The 20,275-nt window shown below is 35.8% G+C and carries 14 protein-coding genes; 5 read left to right on the top strand and 9 right to left on the bottom strand.

The features are described 5' to 3' along the window. Positions 1 to 80: 80 nt before the first annotated feature. Positions 81 to 764, bottom strand: coding sequence for a YhcN/YlaJ family sporulation lipoprotein (locus tag FHP05_RS09755; protein WP_147667545.1), 684 nt, complete (start codon positions 762 to 764; stop codon positions 81 to 83). A 170-nt stretch (positions 765 to 934) separates the two neighbouring features. Between FHP05_RS09755 and FHP05_RS09750 the strand changes: the two genes are divergently transcribed. Next, positions 935 to 1,180 carry a YhdB family protein gene (locus FHP05_RS09750; RefSeq protein ID WP_147667542.1) on the top strand — a complete coding sequence of 82 codons (246 nt, stop codon included), beginning with the start codon at positions 935 to 937 and terminating at the stop codon, positions 1,178 to 1,180. Between the two features lie 360 nt (positions 1,181 to 1,540). Here FHP05_RS09750 and FHP05_RS09745 read toward each other — a convergent pair whose 3' ends face one another. The 3 genes from FHP05_RS09745 to FHP05_RS09735 are packed head-to-tail and all read right to left on the bottom strand — an operon-like array spanning position 1,541 to position 6,141. Further along, complete coding sequence (locus FHP05_RS09745) at positions 1,541 to 2,350, bottom strand: S1C family serine protease (RefSeq protein WP_147667539.1); 810 nt, start codon at positions 2,348 to 2,350, stop codon at positions 1,541 to 1,543. 21 nt (positions 2,351 to 2,371) lie between these two features. Beyond that, positions 2,372 to 4,399 (bottom strand): ABC transporter ATP-binding protein, encoded by a 2,028-nt coding sequence (locus FHP05_RS09740; RefSeq protein ID WP_147667537.1) that lies wholly within the window; start codon positions 4,397 to 4,399, stop codon positions 2,372 to 2,374. Then, complete coding sequence (locus FHP05_RS09735; protein WP_147667534.1) at positions 4,396 to 6,141, bottom strand: ABC transporter ATP-binding protein; 1,746 nt, start codon at positions 6,139 to 6,141, stop codon at positions 4,396 to 4,398. Before FHP05_RS09735 ends, FHP05_RS09740 begins: the two co-directional genes overlap by 4 nt. A 293-nt stretch (positions 6,142 to 6,434) precedes the next feature. Between FHP05_RS09735 and FHP05_RS09730 the strand changes: the two genes are divergently transcribed. Continuing rightward, complete coding sequence (locus FHP05_RS09730) at positions 6,435 to 6,986, top strand: beta-class carbonic anhydrase (protein WP_147667532.1); 552 nt, start codon at positions 6,435 to 6,437, stop codon at positions 6,984 to 6,986. A gap of 72 nt (positions 6,987 to 7,058) precedes the next feature. Here FHP05_RS09730 and FHP05_RS09725 read toward each other — a convergent pair whose 3' ends face one another. Then, entirely contained in the window at positions 7,059 to 7,325 is a 267-nt protein-coding gene (locus FHP05_RS09725; RefSeq protein ID WP_230973979.1) for a CBS domain-containing protein, read from the bottom strand. Between the two features lie 296 nt (positions 7,326 to 7,621). On the opposite strand from FHP05_RS09725, the gene FHP05_RS09720 reads away from it, so the two are divergent. Both FHP05_RS09720 and FHP05_RS09715 read left to right on the top strand, forming a co-directional pair. Beyond that, the gene (locus tag FHP05_RS09720; RefSeq protein WP_147667529.1) at positions 7,622 to 8,065 is read left to right on the top strand and encodes a MarR family winged helix-turn-helix transcriptional regulator; all 444 of its coding nucleotides are present in this window, start codon (positions 7,622 to 7,624) and stop codon (positions 8,063 to 8,065) included. A 45-nt stretch (positions 8,066 to 8,110) separates the two neighbouring features. Then, positions 8,111 to 11,296: an MMPL family transporter gene (locus FHP05_RS09715; protein WP_147667526.1), complete on the top strand. Its 3,186-nt coding sequence runs from the start codon at positions 8,111 to 8,113 to the stop codon at positions 11,294 to 11,296. Positions 11,297 to 11,332: 36 nt separating this feature from the next. Here the strand turns inward: FHP05_RS09715 and FHP05_RS09710 are convergent, their stop codons facing one another. Continuing rightward, positions 11,333 to 12,409 carry an undecaprenyldiphospho-muramoylpentapeptide beta-N-acetylglucosaminyltransferase gene (locus tag FHP05_RS09710; RefSeq protein WP_147667523.1) on the bottom strand — a complete coding sequence of 359 codons (1,077 nt, stop codon included), beginning with the start codon at positions 12,407 to 12,409 and terminating at the stop codon, positions 11,333 to 11,335. A gap of 134 nt (positions 12,410 to 12,543) precedes the next feature. Here FHP05_RS09710 and FHP05_RS09705 point away from each other — a divergent pair, with 134 nt between their 5' ends. After that, a complete protein-coding gene (locus tag FHP05_RS09705) occupies positions 12,544 to 13,911 on the top strand; it encodes an MATE family efflux transporter (protein WP_147667522.1) in 1,368 nt (455 codons plus the stop codon). A gap of 27 nt (positions 13,912 to 13,938) precedes the next feature. Here the strand turns inward: FHP05_RS09705 and FHP05_RS09700 are convergent, their stop codons facing one another. From FHP05_RS09700 to FHP05_RS09690, 3 genes are all read right to left on the bottom strand, one after another. Then, positions 13,939 to 15,228: an NCS2 family permease gene (locus FHP05_RS09700; RefSeq protein WP_147667520.1), complete on the bottom strand. Its 1,290-nt coding sequence runs from the start codon at positions 15,226 to 15,228 to the stop codon at positions 13,939 to 13,941. Between the two features lie 814 nt (positions 15,229 to 16,042). Further along, positions 16,043 to 17,296, bottom strand: coding sequence for a 2-oxoglutarate dehydrogenase complex dihydrolipoyllysine-residue succinyltransferase (odhB, locus tag FHP05_RS09695; protein WP_147667517.1), 1,254 nt, complete (start codon positions 17,294 to 17,296; stop codon positions 16,043 to 16,045). Next, the gene (locus FHP05_RS09690; RefSeq protein WP_147667514.1) at positions 17,293 to 20,145 is read right to left on the bottom strand and encodes a 2-oxoglutarate dehydrogenase E1 component; all 2,853 of its coding nucleotides are present in this window, start codon (positions 20,143 to 20,145) and stop codon (positions 17,293 to 17,295) included. Before FHP05_RS09690 ends, odhB begins: the two co-directional genes overlap by 4 nt. Between the last annotated feature and the right edge of the window lie 130 nt (positions 20,146 to 20,275).

Below are 20,275 nucleotides of genomic sequence, written 5' to 3'. Positions count from 1 at the left end.
CCATTACCATTGAATATATCCATATTTTATCACAAAAAAGCGAGCACCGTGAAAAAGTACTCGCTTTTTTTGAAGTCTGGTTATTTATTTTGTGGGAATAAGCGTTCAACCATATTCCCGAATTGATCGAAGAATCCACGGATTGGACGACCATTATCGACATCGTCTACATAATTATTTGTTAAATCAAAGAAGTCAGGGTTTGTTGATACAAACACATTATCAATATCATTATCAACAGCTTTAACAATATCGGAAATTTCGTCTTTGACATCATCGGTTAACTCTTGGCCTTGATCATTTCCATTGTCACGATTATTATTACGATCGTTATCACGGGCATTGTTGTTTCCGTTGTTTTCGTTGTTTCTATCCCCGTTCTGATCATCGTTATCTAATTGCGCAGCGACATACGCATTATTTTCTGTTGTTACAACATACGCTCGATCGATTTCTGCAATTTTATCCGTAATTCTATCTGCTGCTTCCTCGGCAACTTCATAGCGGTTATCATTATCAGCGACTTGGTTATTATCGCCGTTACGATCGTTATCGCGCTCATTATCATTACTTCTTACATTATCCCTTTCTAAATTTCCACCGATATTATAATTACGATCATCTGTCATACCGGTATTGTTATCATTATAACGAGTTTGCTCCACATTTGGATCTGCATCTCTGTCTCGTGCTGCATCATCATTCATATTACATGCGCTTAATAATGTTAATGCTGCTGCAACAGTCAATATTTTTCGTTTCATTTATTTTGACATCCTCCTTTACCATTTTGCTTTTAGTATGTTTCCCTCTAAATGATTTATTCTCAAAATAAATACCTTTAATTGGCATACACATCATTTTTACATTGCAAATATATTATAGAAAGCAGGTAAAGATAAAGATACCCTTACGTTAAGGAGGGGATGTTTAAATGGATGTATCTATACCGGATTATGACAGAGCACTGTATTATATGTTGTGCGGAGAATGGGACAATCTGCTTGTATTAATGGTACGTACAAACGATGATATTTTATCAAAACGAATCCAAGATTTCTTACATGCCTTTCACTACGCATCAGACAAACAAACAATCGTAGTTTCACATGATAACCTCTTATATTATTTAGATCATGCCATGAAATATACAACACCTTCCACATATTTAAATATATAAGGCTTGTAAAACTTTTGGTTAAATAAAGGAATGCCTTTTAACAGGCATTCCCTCTTATTGTTTCTTATAAAGTGAAACTTCAATCAGTGGAAGCTTTCTTCTTCCACTGATTGTTAGTTGAACGAATCGGGCCTTTACTGGCTGTTGACCCTCCACTTATAATTCTTGAATAGCTCAAATTCTTGAGGTGGAGGTCTTACAGCCAGTTAATCAGCGATAAAGTGAAACTTCAATCAGTGGAAGCTTTCTTCTTCCACTGATTGTTAGTTGAACGAATCGGGCCTTTACTGGCTGTTGACCCTCCTCTTATAATTCTTGAATATCTCAAATTCTTGAGGTGGAGGTCTTACAGCCAGTTAATCAGCGGTAAAAATAATCAATTGGAATAAACAGTCCAACATTGCCGTGTTGTTCATGATCAAGTGTAGCGAACACAACACCAATGACTTCTTTCTTCCCGTTAATAATGGGACTGCCACTGTTTCCCCGATAAACCGGAGCATCAATCATGACAACAGGGTCATCCCAACCATCTAGTTGTATATATTCTAACACCTCGCCTTCATTGGCAATCCCTTGAAAACGAAGTGGATTTCCGATGAAGGTTATTTTTTCCTTTTCTGTAAAAGTTGTTTTATCTGCAAGTGTTAGATAGGGAAGATTTTCCCCTTCTCTTACTTGTAAAATCGCTAAATCAATTTCTGGATAGGTTTCTATGACATCTGCTCGGAATAAACCATGTTTTGAAAAAGCTACCGTTACTTGTTCTTCATTGTCTACCACGTGATCATTCGTTATAATTGTCCCTTTTTCATCAATTGAAAAACCAGTTCCACGGCTATCCTCTGTTTCAATCACAACAACGCCCTTTTTATAGGTTTTAATTGTATCGTCTGTCGATAATTTTGCAGAGGTGATTAAAAAATCGATTGCTGGAATAGAAAATGTTTGTGGTAGTAACGCCATCACATGAAATGCTAATGCAAAAGCAATCAGCCAAAACATCCATTTTGGAAATGGGCGTTTTGACTGTTTATTGTTTTTTTCCTCTTGTTCTTTTTCTAATGCTTCTTTTTGTGCTTCTTTCACAAGTCGATACATTTCCTCGTCATCGATTTCTTCATATAAATCGGTATCAATGATATCTTGTTTATGTTGTTCATCATTCATATGAAACCACCATCATTTTCTTTACATGACTTGTTGTACTCCCTTTTGTTGCATGCGATACATTTCTTCATAGATTCCTTTTCGTGCAATTAATGCCTCATGATTTCCTGTTTCTTTTATCATACCACGTTCTAGCACAATAATCTTGTCTGCGTTTCGTATGGTTGATAAGCGGTGGGCAATGACAAGTGTTGTTCTTCCTTCTTGCAAGACATGTAATGCATCTTGGATTAGATTCTCTGATTCAGTATCAATGTTTGCTGTTGCTTCATCTAAAACTAAAATGGTTGGATCAAAAGCTAATGCACGTGCAAAAGAAATTAATTGGCGTTCACCTAATGAAAATGTTGTTCCCCCTTCTGTTACAGTGGCATCATACTTTTTCGGTAATTTTTCAATAAATTGATCTGCACCAACTGCCTTTAATGCATTGATTGCTCCATCTTTCGAAATACGCTTATCATTCATTGTTACATTCGTTAAAATCGTCCCAGAAAACAGAAATGGATCTTGTAAAACAATTCCCATATGACTTCGTACTTGTTGACGTGACAGTTGTTGAATTGGTTGGTTGTCAATGGAAATTTCCCCTTCTTGTGGATCATAAAAACGAAATAACAAATTCATTAACGAACTTTTACCAGAACCCGTATGTCCGACAAAGGCAACTGTCTCTCCAGCTTGAACTGAAAAGGTAATATTTTTTAGCACATCATCTTCTTCATAAGCAAAAGATACATCTTCAAACGAAATATCTCCCTTGTAGCGTACAATTGCTTCATGATTCACCGTTTCTGCTTCCTCATCCATGACTTCGAACACGCGTGTTCCTGCTACTCTTGCTTGCTCGATTAATGGGAGTTGATTGACGATATTCGTAATTGGTTCAAAAAGCCGTGTTAAATAATCAATCAGTGCATAGAATAATCCAATTGACACAACACTTCCAGGTTCCAAAGAAAATGATCCCATATGCCAAATGAGAATAGCAAACGTAATATTACGAAAAAATGTCACTAAATTATAGGAAGCAAGTGCATTTAATTTCAGTAATTTTCGCTGATAGGTAAAGTGCTGCTCATTTAATTGTTCAAATTCCACTTTTGTTTGTTTCTCTTTTTGAAATGCTTGAATAATTGGCATTCCTTGAATTGATTCGTTAATATTTCCATTTATTTTACTAATCGTTGAACGAATGACACGATTATATTTAGACCCATATTTTTTATACAGCTTCATCCATACATATAATAAAGGAATGACAAATAGACAAATGAGGGCAATCTTCACATCTAAGATAAATAACGCAATGAAAATTCCTAGAATATAGACAAAACTAGTGACAATGATTGATAGAACCCGCTCATATAGATCCCGGATTGCTTCTGTATCATTGGTCACCCGCGCAACAATACTCCCTGCTGGTTTTGTCACAAAATAACGAATTGGTAATTTTTGAATATGGGAAAATAGATCATTACGCATTTCCTTTACAATTTGATTGGAAGCTTTTTGCAAAATATATGTTTGATAAAATTGAAATATCGCTGCAATCAATAGAAATAACACATATATACCAAGGAGCTTAAAAATAGGCCATTTTTCTGGCTTCACAAACATGGCAAGTTCTGACAGACTTAATTTATCCCCAGATATTTCCACACTTTCCCCGGTATTCTGAATGATTATTTGTTGATTTTCTACTGACCTTTTTCCACTTAATGGAGCTTCTCCATTGATAAGATAATAATTTTTATCAACTTGTAATAAGGTGTGTGTCCCTATGACTTCATCCTCTTTTGTAATTCGGTCACCACGTTTATAATAATGTTCTTGAAATGTCACGGTAAATCTGTCTTGATTTCTTTCTACCTCATACCAAAGCCCCTCAATTCCAACAATATGATCATCAATAATCTTTTTTGCAATAAGTGGACCAGCTAATTGAAAGGCAGTGGCAATCATTAAACAAATAATCCCAATGATAATTCCTTTTTTAAATGGGAGGGCATAACGAAATAAACGCTTTTCCGTTGATTGTTTCCTCATGAAGTGCTTCCCTCCTCCATTTGCTGTAATTCATATTGTTCTTTATACCAACCATTATTTTCGATTAAATTTTCATGTGTTCCTTGTTCCATTATTTTCCCGTCTTCTAAAACAATAATCTGGTTCGCATGACGTACAGCAGAAAGACGATGGGAAGCAATGAATGTTGTTTTGCCTTGTCTTGTTTTCCTTAAATGATTCATAATATTTGCCTCTGTTTTGCCATCTACAGCAGACATAGCATCATCTAAAATTAATATTTCTGGATTTTTTATAAATGCTCGAGCTAAGGAAACACGTTGTTTTTGTCCCCCAGATAAGGTCACACCACTTTCCCCTATTTCCGTATCTAATCCATTTGGAAGCTCTTTAATATCGTTTAAAAAGTGAGCAAGCTCCATCACTTGGAAAATTTCCTCATCTGTTGCTTTTTCTTTTCCAAATTGAATGTTTTCTCGAATGTTTTTAGAAAATAATATTTGTTCTTGTGGGACATATGCAATAGATTGACGCAGTTCTTCCAAGTCAAGGTCCTTTATTGGAACATCAGAAAAAGCAATTGTTCCCTCCACTCTCGGATATTGACGTAATAACAATTTAAACAAGGTCGATTTTCCTGCACCAGTTTTCCCGACGATTCCAATCGTATCCCCTTTGTTCACTGTAATTGAAACATTTTCAATGCTTGGCTGCTTACTGCCAGGGTATGTGAAAGTCACTTTATCAAAAGAAATCGTGTTCACATCGGTAAGCATGATCGGATTCTCCCTATTTTTAACATCTGCTTGATAATGGAGAATGTCATTTACACGATCTAATGATGCATTCCCACGTTGCATCACATTAATTAATTCGCCAACAGCAAACATTGGCCAAATAAGCATTCCTAAATACACATTAAAACTAACCAAATCACCTAATGAAATAGCTTGATTAAACACAAGAAATGCTCCATAACCAATCCCAATCGTATAAGATAAACCGACAAGAATTTGGATAGTTGGTTCAAACAATGCATCAATTTTAGCAACTGCCATATTCTTCTCATAGACTTCATCTGTCTTATTTCTAAAACGGTCTTTCGCTTCATCTTCTTGCACAAATGCTCGAACAACACGAATACCACGAACAGATTCTAATACTCCTGTATTCATTTCTCCAAATGCTGCTTGAGCTTCTGTGAATCGATTGTGTATGACAGAACCATATTTATTCATGATGAATGCCATGATTGGTAATGGAATTAATGCTGCAACAGTTAATTTCCAGCTAATGGTAAACCCCATCACAGCAATAATCATCAGCATAAAGGTAGTAGAATCAACTAATGTCAACACTCCAAAACCTGCTGTTAAGGCAATGGCTTTTAAATCATTCGTACTTCTGGCCATTAATTCTCCTGTCTTATTTTTTTCAAAAAAAGGTGGCGACATTTTTAGAAAATGGGCGATTAGTTTACTACGCAGCCATTTCTCTAAAATAACAGCACCACTAAATAATGTATAATCCCAAAAAAACGACACGGTATAATGAACAAATGCTAATAGGAGATAACCAACAATCAGTATGGTTAATAATTTCATTGTTAATGTATCGTATTGAATTTGATCAATAAAAAAACCGGCTAATTTGGGAGGGATTAAGGAAAGCAAACTAGCAAAAATTAAAGCGATAATCGCAAATAAATACCGCTTCCAATAATATTTAAAAAACCAATCTAATTTCTTAAAAACAGAAAACATGTCTTTCCTCCTTACATGAAAGTATCCATCCGGACACCTTTATCACACAATCTTGATCGATAAAGTGAAACTTCAATCAGTGTAAGATCATTTCACATTTGTAATCACCTTTTTCTTAATCTTTAGCAATTATATTATTCTGAATTTTTAAAGTCAATATAATTCCGTAAATATTATTTATCTTACACCTTTTGCATAAATAAATGAGTTTTTAATAGTTTTACGGGAAAAGGAATAGTATACTAAAATAGATAAGATTTTATAAGACACTTTTTGAGTTGGAGGAAAAACAAATGCATTTAAATGACATGCTCGAATATAATAAGAAATTTGTAGATGGAAAACAATATGAAGCCTATGAAACAGATAGTATACCAAACAAGCGAATGGTTATCTTTACTTGTATGGAGTCAAGACTTGTTGAACTCCTTCCAAAAGCATTAAATATTCAAAATGGTGATGTTAAAATGGTGAAAAACGCTGGTGCAATTATCCGGAAACCATTTGATTCCATTATGAAAGGTATTTTAGTTGCTGTTCATGAATTACAAGCGGAAGAAGTAACCGTCATTGGCCATCATGATTGTGGTATGTCACATACCGTTCCAAGTGAATTAAAGCAAAAAATGATTGATGATGGGATTGAAGCAGATTTGATTCAATCGTTGGAACATGCTGGCATTGATTTTGAAGAAGAATTTCATGGATTTGACCATGTGGAAGATTCTGTGATGCAGAGTGTATCGATTATTCGGAATCACCCACTCCTTCCAAAACATATTAAAGTACACGGACTAGTGATTGATCCGAAAACAGGGAAAGTAGATGTTGTAACAAGAGAATAGAAATAGAAAAGCAGGAAACCTTCTAGAAGATTTCCTGCTTTATTCATTAGTCATGGTATACTTCACTTTCTTCTATTCTATGTCTTCTGAAACTAGACCTGCTAACACGTGAACACGTAAAATAATACCTAATAATTTTTCATCTTGATCAACAACAGCTAAAGGATATCTTGATTCGATTGCTTTTGGGATCAAATCATTAATATATTCCTCTTTATCTACCTTCATATAATCATGACAAATTATATTTTCCAATGATTGTTTTTGTTTTACACCATTAATCGCATCATCAATTGTCACAATTCCCTGTATTTTTCTTTGTCTATTTACGACAAACATAAAAGATGAAATCGATTTTTGTCTAATGCATAAAACCTCATGTCACTTGCTACATCTTTTATATCCTGATATAGTTTAATTATTCACCCCGTGAACTATTTACTATCTGAATCATTTTTCGCATAATAAAGTAAAACTTCAATCAGTGGGAGTTTTCTTCATCTCCCACTGATTGTAAGTTGAACGAATCGGGCCTTTACTTACTGTTGATCCTCCACTTATAATTCTTGAGTATCTCGATTTCTTGATGTGGAGATCTTACAGTCAGTTAATATGCGATAAAAGGAGCTATTTATATGGAATTTAAGGAACTTATTAATCGCTATCAAATTGGTATTAGTACAGTTTACCGGAAAGTTAATCAGATTATGAAAGAAAAGGTACATGAAGATATTACAACAGACCAATTTGCAACACTTCAATATATCTATCAGCAAGAAGCTTGTACAAGTACAGACATTGCTCATGCGTTTGGGGTTGGAAAAAGTGCGATCACCAACCAAGTTAATCGATTACATAAGAAAGGTCTGATTATAAGGAATCAAGATGAAACAGATCGAAGGAATATTTTCTTACATGTCACAGCAGATGGGAAGGAAATAGTAGAATTTACTGAGAAGGAACTGACTATCGCACTAACACCACTTCTGTCTCAATTTAAAGAAGAAGAAATCTATTCCTTTATTCATTCATTAGAGAGATTGGCCAATCTATTAGAAGGAAAAGATTTCAATCAATAAGGAAGATAATAGGGGATTTTAAAATAGAAAGAGAGGAAATACATAATGAAACAAATTTTACGTTTCCGATGGGCGGTTGTAGTTATATGGATACTTTTTGCTGTTGGATTGTTTTTCTTAGCTCCCAATTTACAAGAACTTGTACGTGAAAAAGGACAGATTACCACTCCAGAAGGTTCCCCTTCCGAACAAGCTAATGAACTCTTATCTCAAATGAATGCAGATCATGATGAAGATACGTCAAGTGCTGTTATTGTCTTTCATGAGAATGATAAACTAACAGGGGCACAAGTAGATGAAGTAAAACAGACAATCGATCGCTTAGAAAAACAAAAAGACTCATTAGCTATTTCCGATATCCTTGATTTTAGAGAACATGATGAAATCCGGTCCCAAACCGTTTCTAAAGATGGAACAACCATCCTCGTTCCTTTTAATGTTTCTTTTAAAAATCAAGAGGTAGAACAATCAAAGGAAGACATTTATAAAACATTAGAAAATACAAGTGTTACCCATTATTTGACTGGAGAGGACTATATTAACCAAGATATTATTACCAATTCAGAAGAAGGTTTAAAGAAAACGGAAATCATCACTGTTGGATTAATTCTTGTGATTCTCTTTTTGGTTTTCAAATCATTTATTGCACCATTTATTCCGTTATTAACCGTGGGAATTAGTTACCTCGCTGCTCAAGGAATTGTTTCTATTTTAGCAGATACCATCAATTTCCCACTATCTACCTACACACAAATATTTATGGTAGCAGTCATGTTTGGAATTGGAACGGATTACTGTATTTTAATGATTAGTCGTTTTAAAGAAGAATTAATTATCCATGAATCACCACAAGAAGCGGTTATTGCTACTTACAGAGGTGCTGGAAAGACAATATTTTATGCAGCAATCGCTGTATTAATCGGTTTTTCTACCATTGGCCTTTCCACATTTTCATTGTATAAATCTGCAGTTGCTGTAGCTATTGGTGTTTTAGTTGTATTAATTGCTTTATTTACCCTCGTTCCTGTTTTCCTTATGCTTCTAGGAAAACGATTATTCTGGCCTTTTAACAAAAAGGTAGAACATAAAGAAAGTAAAATCTGGGGAGCTGCTGGTAAATTTTCTTGGACACGACCTGGATGGGCACTACTAATTGTTCTTATTATTGTAGTTCCCGCAATTGTCTCCTATGATGGTGTCAAATCCTACAACAATCTAGATGAGATTGGTGATGATTACTTAACAGTAAAAGGATTCAATATTATCTCTGATCACTTCGGTCCAGGCCAAGCAATGCCTGTAACGGTCGTCATGGAAACCGATGAAAAAATTGATTCAAGGCAGGACTATCAAGCTATTGAAACCATTAGTGCAGAGATCAATAAGCTAGACGGGGTGGATGAAGTTCGTAGTGCAACACGCCCAAGTGGAACTATAATAGAGGAATTTTTAGTTGATGAACAAACACAAATTGCCGAAAGCGGCTTGGAAGAAGCAACAGATGGATTAAAGGAAATTCAAGATGGCCTAAAAGAAGCTTCCACTGAAATAGATAGTGCCAAACCACAGTTAAATGATGCAACAGACGGAGTAGATTCTCTCATGTCTGGCACAAATGAAGCAAGAAATGGTGTTACTGAATTGAAAAATGCCCTTTCTACCATCCAGGAAGGAATTCAATCTGGTGCTAGTGGTGCTGGTGAAGTAAAAACAAATTTAGAAACAATCACAAATAGCCTCAACGAGATTATTAAAAATAATAAGGAATTACTGAAAGGATATGAAGCGATTGCTTCTGGATTACGAGATGTTGGCTCATTAGACATCAATACAGACCAGTTAGGTGACCCAAAAGATTTGGATGAAATGATTGGGGCATTACAAATAGCAAAAGACCAAGTAGATCAACTCTATCAAATTGCTATAAAGGAAAATCCAGAATTACAGCAAGATAAAGCATACAACACAGCATACGGAACAGCAGTTGGAAACATTGAAGGAACAATGGAAGCTGTTGAACTCACCAAAAAACAATTACAAACCTTTCAAACAGAGTTAGGTAAACTCGGTCAAGTAGGTAACCAATTAAACAAAGAAGTCATTACACCACTAGAAAAATTAAATAGTGGTTTCAAAGAAGTAATTAATGGTGAAGAACAACTTCTAAACGGGTTAAATCAATTATTAGCTGGTGTAACGGAATTAGAACCAGGGTTAAACGAGGCAAGCAAGGCCCAAAAACAAGTAACCAAAGAGATGTCCCCCCTTGCCGATGGACTTTCTGAAATCTACGGTGGACAAAAAGAGCTAAAAAAAGCATTTAGTGATATGCACGAGGAGCTTAATGAGTTAACAGATGGCCTAACGGACGGTGCAGATGGCCTTGAGCAAGTTCAAGATGGATTAACAGAACTGAAAGATTTCCTAGGAGACTTCAACAGTCCTGAATCACAACCACTTGTTTATATACCAGAGGAAGCATTAGAAAATGATGATTTTATCGATGCAACAAAAATTTATATGAATGAGGATAAAACCATTATAAAATGGGATGTTGTTCTAGAAATGAACCCATATTCTACTGATGCATTACAGATGGTTGAAGAAGTAAAAAATAAAACAACGGAAGCCTCGGATGAATCTATTTTTAAAGACAGTGATCCGAAACTAGGTGGCGTAACAAGCACGAATTATGATTTACAAAATATTTCTGATGAAGATTATACAAGAACAGCTATTCTCATGTTAATTGGAATCTTTATCATTCTGATAGTCCTTTTACGTTCACTTGTCATGCCAATTTATTTAATTGGTTCATTAGTAATCACCTATATTACATCCATGGCATTTGCAGAGTTTATTTTTGTTAATCTAGCTGGTTTTGATGGATTAACATGGGCTGTTCCTTTCTTTGCTTTTGTGATGTTGATTGCACTTGGAATCGACTATAGTATTTTCCTAATGGATCGTTTCCGTGAATATCAGGACATGGAGATAAAAGAAGGTTTATTAAAAGCAATGAAAAACATGGGAACTGTCATTATTTCAGCAGCAATTATACTTGGTGGAACATTTTCAGCTATGCTTCCATCTGGTGTACTGTCCATCTTACAAATTGCTACCGTAGTTTTAACTGGACTATTCCTGTATGCCTTTGTGATATTACCATTATTTATTCCAATCATGGTACGCTTATTTGGAAAAGTGAATTGGTGGCCATTTAAAAAATAAACAAAAATAACGTCCGGAATCCCGGGCGTTATTTTTCTATCTGTCCTTCCTATTTTCTTTAATAATTTCAATCACTCTATCCCGTGTTTTTTCACTTTGATATGTTTTTTGATGTTGTTTATAAAATGTAGCTTCCTCTTTTAATTGAGACAAATGTTGGATCAATGTTTCTTCTGTTAAATCTTCTTCCTCTAGTACAAGGGCATAATTTTTCTTGCGAAAGGAATGAGCATTAACAATCTGATCTCCCCTACTTGCTTCTCTTGAAAGTGGGATAAGTAGCATTGGTATTTGTAAGGCTAGAAACTCAAATATTGCATTTGCCCCTGCCCGTGATAAAACAAAATCGGTTGCTGCTAATAGATGATTTAAATCATCCTGTACGTATTCAAATTGAATATAGCCTTGTTTCTGAATTGAATCATCTTTTTTCCCATGTCCACAAATATGGATGATTTGAAAAAGAGGTAACAGTTTCGGTAAGCTATTTCTTACAGCTTGATTGATCTTTTCGGAACCACCACTTCCACCCATAATAAGGAGGACTGGTTTTTCAGCGGTAAATCCACATATGTCTAGTCCTGTTTTTTTATTACCTTGAAAAAGTTCATCACGAATAACCGCACCAACATGTTCTGCCTTCTTTTCAGGTAAATATGCCATTGTTTCAGAGAATGTAGCTAATATCTTTTTAGCAAAAGGAAAGGCTAGCTTATTTGCTAAACCTGGCGTATAATCAGATTCGTGAATCACTGCTGGGACACGGCGCAAACGTGAGGCAAAAATAACAGGGACAGAAACAAAGCCACCTTTTGAGAAAATAATTTGTGGTTTTCTACTGCCAATGATTCGCCACGCTTGAAATGTACCTTTTAATACTTTAAATGGATCTTTTATATTTTCAATCGACATATACCGTCGTAATTTACCAGTAGAAATTGGATAATATGTAACACCATCTAAAGGTTCAATTAGTTTTCGTTCAATTCCATTTTCAGATCCAATATAATCAATTTCCCATCCCTCTCGTTGGAATACTGGGATGAGAGCTAAATTAACAATCACATGACCGGCTGTTCCACCACCGGTAAATAAGATTCGTTTCTTTTTCATAACGCGCTTCCCCTTTTCTTCATACCCTAAACATATATTATACATGTTTTTTCACGTATTGTAAGATAGGGTTGAAAACTTTTTTAATCATTTACTTTATCATATTAAAAATCAATGGGAAAAGGAAGAATTTCATGTATGAGACATCAACACTACAAGAAAAGATAAAGTTATTTTTCTATATTTTAATACCTATTTTAGTTACACAAGTAGGCATGTATTTGATGAACTTTTTTGATACGATTATGTCTGGTCAAGCTGGTGCTACTGATTTAGCTGGTGTGGCTATCGGCTCTAGCCTGTGGGTGCCAATTTTTGCAGGAATTAATGGTATCTTATTAGCAGTAACACCGATTATTGCCCAATTAGTTGGTGCAAAGAAAGAGTCAGAAGTACCGAAGAAAATGCAGCAAGCCCTTTATTTAGCAACTGTTTTGGCCTTGATTGTAATGGTCGCTATTTTCTTTATCGTGGAACCAATTTTAAATCAAATGGATTTAGAAGCTGAAGTAAGCAGAATAGCAAAATATTATTTACTTGCATTAATTACAGGTGTTGTTCCATTATTTATTTTTAATACTTTACGAAATTTCATTGATGCACATGGAAAAACACGAATATCCATGACGATTATCCTTATTTCCCTCCCTCTTAATATTTTATTTAATTATATTTTTATTTTTGGGAAATTTGGTATTCCTGCTTTTGGTGGAATTGGTTCTGGTATTGCCACTGCAATTACTTATTGGCTTGTTTGTTTCATCGCCATTGCTGTTGTTACAAACATCCGCCCTTTTCATTCGTATCAAATTTTCTCCAATTGGATGAAACCTGTTTTTTCAGAATGGCTTGCACAGCTTAAAATCGGTGTACCAATTGGTTTTGCAATATTCTTTGAAACGAGTATTTTTTCAGCGGTGACATTGTTTATGAGTGTGTATAGCACCTACACCATTGCAGCACATACGGCAGCAATGAATTTTGCTTCATTATTATATATGATTCCACTTAGTGTTGGTATGACACTTACCATTGCAATTGGTTTTGAAGTTGGAGCAAAACGCTTAGACCATGCACGTACATATGGATATTTAGGAATCAGTGGTGGAGTGTTTATTGCTATATTTGCGGGGCTTGTTTTATATATATTTGATGAGCCAGTTGCGCGACTATATAATTCCAATCCAGAAGTAGTAAAGCTTACAACTCAATTTATTTCCTATGCAATTATTTATCAATTTGCCGATGCTTTTGGTGCCCCACTGCAAGGGGTGTTACGTGGTTATAAAGATGTAAATACTACATTAATCATAGCCCTTGTATCTTATTGGTTGATTGGTCTACCTACTGGATGGATATTAGCAAACTATACAAGTCTTTCACCATTTGGATATTGGGTTGGAATTATTGTTGGACTAAGTACTGGTGCAATTGCTCTTTTATTCCGTCTTCTCTATATTCAAAAACATGCAAGAACAAAAATAAAAAAAGCAAGCAACTAACCGTGATTAGTGCTTGCCTTTTCTTATTTAAAACATTGGAAAGAAAATCATTTGAATGAAAAACAGAAGTCCGAATAAATAGATCAACCAGTGTACTTCTTTTCCTTTTCCACTCATAAATTTAATAAACGGATATAATATAAATCCAACCGCAATTCCTGTAGAAATACTTGAAGTTAATGGCATGATTAAAATAATCGCAAAAGCTGGGAATGCTTCATCAAATTCTTTCCATTTAATATTTGCTAAACCAGACATCATAAAACAACCAACAATAATTAGAACCGGAGCCGTGATTGCTGGTAAATTGGAAATGGCTTGAATGATCGGTGTGAAGAAAATCGATAATCCAAACAATACGGCAACAACTAAAGAAGTCAAGCCGGTTCTACCACCTGCAGCCACCCCAGATGTTGATTCAACATATGCAGTTGATGGACTTGAACCAAACATCGCACCAATTGTTGTGGCAGATGCATCAGCTAAAAAGGCTGATTTTGCTCGCGGAAGTTTTCCATCTTTCATAAAACCACCTTGTTCCGCAACACCAATCAATGTCCCTGTTGTATCAAACATCGTTACTAATAAAAATGCAAAAACAACAGCATACAGGCCGTGGCTAAATACCCCCGCAATATCCAAATCAAAAAACACAGGCATTGGAGGAAGAGATGCTACTTTCGTAATCTCTAATTGACCTGTAAAATAGCCAATTACCCCTGTAATTAGCATACCAAGAAATAATGCTCCTTTAACATTCCTAGCTAACAAGATTAAGGTAATTAATAATCCAGTAACAGATAATAATGTAACAGGGTCAGAGAGATTTCCTAAACCAATTAAATTCGCCTCATTTGGACCAATTATCCCAGACATTTTCAAACCTAAAAATGCAATAAATAAGCCAATTCCAGATGTGATCCCATATTTTAATGGACCTGGAATGGCATAGATAATCATTTCACGTAAATTTGTAAAACTAATAAGTAAAAATAATATACCAGCTAAAAATACCGTACCAAATACAATTTGATAAGATAAATCGTTGGCTAATACAACACTAGTGAAATAGGCATTTAACCCCATTCCAGGTGCAATTGCAATCGGATAATTTGCAAATAACGCCATAATTAATGTTCCGACAATAGCAGAAATAACGGTTGCCATGAACACTTGTTCAAATGGCACCCCTGCAGCAGATAAAATCGCTGGGTTGACAAAAATAATATATGCCATTGTCATAAAGGTTGTTGTTCCTGCAACTAATTCTGTTTGAACGGTTGTTTGGTTTTCTTTAAGCTTAAAATATTTTCCCATGCTAACCACCTTAAATCCGAATAATATGTACAACATGACATATAATATTCGTTTTTTGCGTGAATTGCAAGTGAAATCCTCAGGTGCGGTGCGATTTTTTGTTTGTTTTGATAGATTTTTAATTGTGGCTGTATTAGGGAATATTCGTTACTCGTTTTCCAGTTTCTCCCAATTACGGGCACGAATATGAGCTATTCGTTACTCATTTTCTAGTTTTCCCATATTACGGGCACGAATATGAGCTATTCGTTACTCGTTTTCTAGTTTCCACATATTTCGGGCACGAATATGAGCTATTCGTTACTCGTTTTCTAGTTTCCACATATTTCGGGCACGATTATGAGCTATTCGTTACTCGTTTTCCAGTTTTCCCATATTTCGGGCACGATTATGAGCTATTCGTTACTCGTTTTCCAGTTTTCCCATATTTCGGGCACGATTATGAGCTATTCGTTACTCATTTTCTAGTTTTCCCATATTTCGGGCACGATTATGAGCTATTCGTTACTCGTTTTCCAGTTTTCCCATATTTCGGGCACGATTATGGGCTATTCGTTACTCGTTTTCCAGTTTTCCCATATTTCGGGCACGATTATGAGCTATTCGTTACTCGTTTTCTAGTTTCTCCCAATTACGGGCATGAATCCGGAATAACTACATCTGGTTTGCATTTTTTATATCAATCTGGCTGGAATTATTTTATATCACCTGCCAAGAGCATTTGCCTACGAAGGTTTATCCTATCAACTGACCAAAGCATTCCATAAAAAAACTTCGTCCTACTTACTGGACGAAGTTTTCTATCTAATTAGACTCAGCCTTCTAATAATAGATCATATGGATCTTCTAGCATTTCTTTAATACGTACTAGGAAACGAACTGCTTCACTTCCGTCAACGATACGGTGGTCATAGGATAATGCAAGATACATCATTGGACGTACTTCAATGGAACCATCAGGCATTGCCATTGGTCGTTTTTGAATTGTGTGCATTCCTAGGATACCAACTTGTGGTGCGTTTAGGATTGGTGTAGACATCATTGAACCGAATACTCCACCATTTGTGATTGTAAATGATCCGCCTTGTAATTCTTTTAGACCAAGTTTATTATCACGTGCTTTAACAGCTAATTCTTTAATTTCCTTTTCCACTCCAGCGAAGTCTAACCGGTCTGCGTCACGAACAACTGGAACAACAAGTCCTTCTTTTGCTGCTACTGCAATACCAATGTCATAGAACTGTTTAATAATTAGTTCGTCACCTTGAATTTCAGCATTTAGTAGTGGGAATTCTTTTAACGCACCTACAACTGCTTTAGTAAAGAATGACATGAAACCAAGTTTTAGACCATGTTTTTCAACAAATTTTTCTTGACGTTCTTTACGTAAATTCATGATGTTTGTTAAGTCTACTTCATTGAATGTTGTCAACATTGCTGCTGTATGTTGTACCTCTACAAGACGTTTAGCAATTGTTTGACGACGGCGTGACATTTTTTCACGAATAACTGGTTTATCAAATTCTGTTTTTTCTGCTGCTTTTGGTGCTGCTTTTTTAGCAGGTGCTTTCTTTTCAGTTGCACCTTTTGCAGCTGCGTCTACATCTTCTGGGCGAATACGGCCTAATGGGTCACGTGGACTTACTTTAGCCAAATCAATACCTAATTCACGTGCACGTTTTCTAGCTGCAGGAGATGCAATTACATCTAGTTTAGATGCTTCATCTTCTTCAGCAGATGCAGGTGCTGCTTCTACTTTTTCTTCTTTCTTAGGTTCTTCTTTTACTTCTTCTTTTGGTGCTTCTTCTTTAGCAGGTGCTGCGCCAGCTTCTGCGTTTTCATCGATTTTGGCAATCACATCGCCAACTTCAACGTCTTCATCTTCACCAACTAAAATTTCTGTAATCACACCAGCGTAGTCTGTATTTACTTCTACGTTTACTTTATCTGTTTCTAATTCTAAAACAGGGTCACCTTTTTCTACTTTGTCGCCTTCTTTCACAAGCCATTCGGAAATGGTACCTTCCGTAATCGATTCTGCTAATTCTGGTACGATGATTTCTTTCATTTGGATTCTCCTCCTATTGTTGGGTTGATTGCTTGCTCTACTATTTGTCTTTGTTCTAATTTATGGACATCTGGATCACCTACAGCTGGTGATGAACGATCAGGACGTCCAACATAGCGAAGTGTTTGACCGTCTTTAAGCAAGTCTCTTAAATGTTCACTGACAAAGCTCCAAGCCCCCATATTTCTTGGCTCTTCTTGTACCCATACAATTTCTTCAAGATTTGGTAGCTGTTTTAATTCTTTTTCTAGCTCTTTTTTAGGGAATGGGTAAATTTGTTCAAGACGAAGAGCACGTAACCAATCCAGTTTCTCTTCTGTTTTTTCAAGTTCTTGTTCAATATCTACCATAACTTTCCCACTACCAATTAGTAAACGTTTTGCATTTTTCTTACTTACTTTTAAATTCGGCTGATTTCGAATTGTTTCAAAATGACCATTCGCAAATTCTTCAGCTGATGATGCAATTCGTTGGTTACGAAGCAAGCTCTTCGGTGTCATTAAAATCAATGGACGAGCCTGTTCGCTTCCTTTTAGTGCTGCTTGACGACGCATTAAATGGAAGAACTGTGCGGTTGATGTAACATTTGCAACAAACCAGTTGTTTTCCGCTGACAATTGTAAATAACGTTCCAAACGTGCACTAGAGTGTTCTGGTCCTTGGCCTTCATATCCATGTGGAAGTAAAATGACCATATTGGACACATCATTCCATTTTGCTCTAGCTGATGAAATAAATTGGTCAAAAATAACTTGAGCAACGTTTGCGAAATCACCAAATTGCGCTTCCCAAATAACAAGTGTTTCTGGTGAATGAATACTATATCCATATTCAAACCCTAAGACACCTGCTTCTGACAAGGCACTATTACCAATATAGAAGGATGCTTTTGCTTCTTCCAATCCATGCATTGGGCAATACGTTTCCCCAGTTTCTGAATCATGTAGTACAAGATGTCGGTGAGCAAATGTTCCACGCTCGGAGTCCTGTCCCATAATCCGAATTGGAATTCCATCTTTTAAAATGGATGCATATGTTAGTGCCTCAGCAGCACCCCAGTCTGCTTTATTTCCTTCATCTAAGGCATTTTTACGACGTTTTAAAATACGTTTTAATCCTTTAAACTGATTAAAGCCTTCTGGACGTTCTAATAAACCTTCATTTAAAGCATGTAATGTTTCCAAAGGTATAGCAGTTTCTACTTCTTCTAAATCTGCCTTTAAAACAGCTGGCATTTCAGGTTCCACTGGTTTAATATCGTCTTCTTTCATGTTGTCATAAATTTCACGAAGGTTAGCTTCAGTTTTTTCTTTTATTGCTTTAAATTCTTCTTTATTTACAATACCAGCTTCTTCTAATTTTTCTGCAAAAACAGTTGCAGCTGTTGGGTGTTCATCAATGTTTCTATATAAAGTTGGTTGTGTTGCTCTTGGTTCATCCATTTCATTGTGACCGTAACGACGGTAACCAACTAGATCGATTAAAAAGTCTTTATTGAATTTCTGACGGTAATCATATGCCAATTTAACGGCAGCAACACAAGCAACTGGATCATCTGCATTCACATGAATAATCGGAATTTCGAATCCTTTTGCTAAATCACTTGCATATCTTGTAGAACGACCATCTTGTTGATTTGTTGTGTATCCTACAAGGTTGTTTGCAATTATATGGATACTTCCGCCTGTTGTATAATGTGGGATGTTACTTAAATTCAATGTTTCCGCAACAATTCCCTCACCAATAAAAGCTGCGTCCCCATGAATCAATACTGGAATCGCTTTATTCATATCTTGTTTTGTTGTGCCACGTTCTGAACGATCTTCTTGTGCAGCACGAGCGAAACCATTGACAATTGGGTTGACAAATTCCAAGTGGGATGGGTTATGTGCCATCGTAATTCGTGTTGTTGTTTCATCTCCACCCTCTACATCTTTCACCGCACCAAAGTGGTATTTCACATCACCACTCCAGCCATAATTGATTCCTCTTGAGCCTTCAGAAGGTACAAGTTCTTTATTTGGTGAATGAACGAATTCAGAGAAAATAGCATCTAGTGGTTTTCCTAAAACATGTGCTAATACACTTAAACGACCACGGTGTGCCATTCCCATCATAATATTTTCAACTTTATCTTGGTTCGCATATTTCACGATGTGGTCTAACATCGGAACCATTGCTTCTAATCCTTCTATTGAAAAGCGTTTTTGCCCAACGAATGTTTTTTGTAAAAAGTGTTCAAAACCTTCTACTTGAGAAAGACGCTCTAAGAGTTGCACTTTTTCTTCCTTTGATAGTTCAAGTTGATGTTGTCCGGATTCAATTTGCTCTAATAACCATTGACGTTCTTCATCACTATTTACATGATCATATTCATATGTGATGGTGCCAGAATACAATTTTTTTAATTCGTGAACAACGTCTAACCCATTTCGAACATGACTTGGAGACTTTTGCCAAAGCCATTCTGCTGGGATATTCTTTAAATCTTGCTCTGTTAAGGCGTAATTTTTAGGATCTACTAAATTTGATTGACGATCTCTTTCACGACCAACCGGATAGATATCTGCTTCTAAATTTCCGTAGCGACGTATAGCATCTACTAATTTCATTGCAGATGTTAATTTCTTTACATCATCGATTGATGTCCCTGTTGTGTCTCTTTGCACCATGTTGTCATCTTGGTACATCCATTCAGGGGCTCCATGTTTTTCGAATAATTCCTTGATGGAAGGGTCAACATTTGTTGCATCTTCCAAATATAATTCATATTGTTCTTCAATATACCCCATGTTTGGTCCATGAAATCTTCCCCAGAATCTTAGTGTAGATTCATCACTTTGTGCCACATCCTATACCCCCATTAGAAGTTAACTTTCACCGTAATGTTACGGCTTTCACGCTCCATAGTCTATTATAGATATAGAGTGTATCTTCATCAACTAATATACCTTATTTTATTTAGGGATACAATCATTA

The organism is Cerasibacillus terrae (assembly GCF_008039555.1).
GTDB lineage: Bacteria > Bacillota > Bacilli > Bacillales > Amphibacillaceae > Cerasibacillus > Cerasibacillus terrae.
Note: the sequence above shows the minus strand (reverse complement) of the source record. Positions and strands in the feature narration are given on the sequence as shown.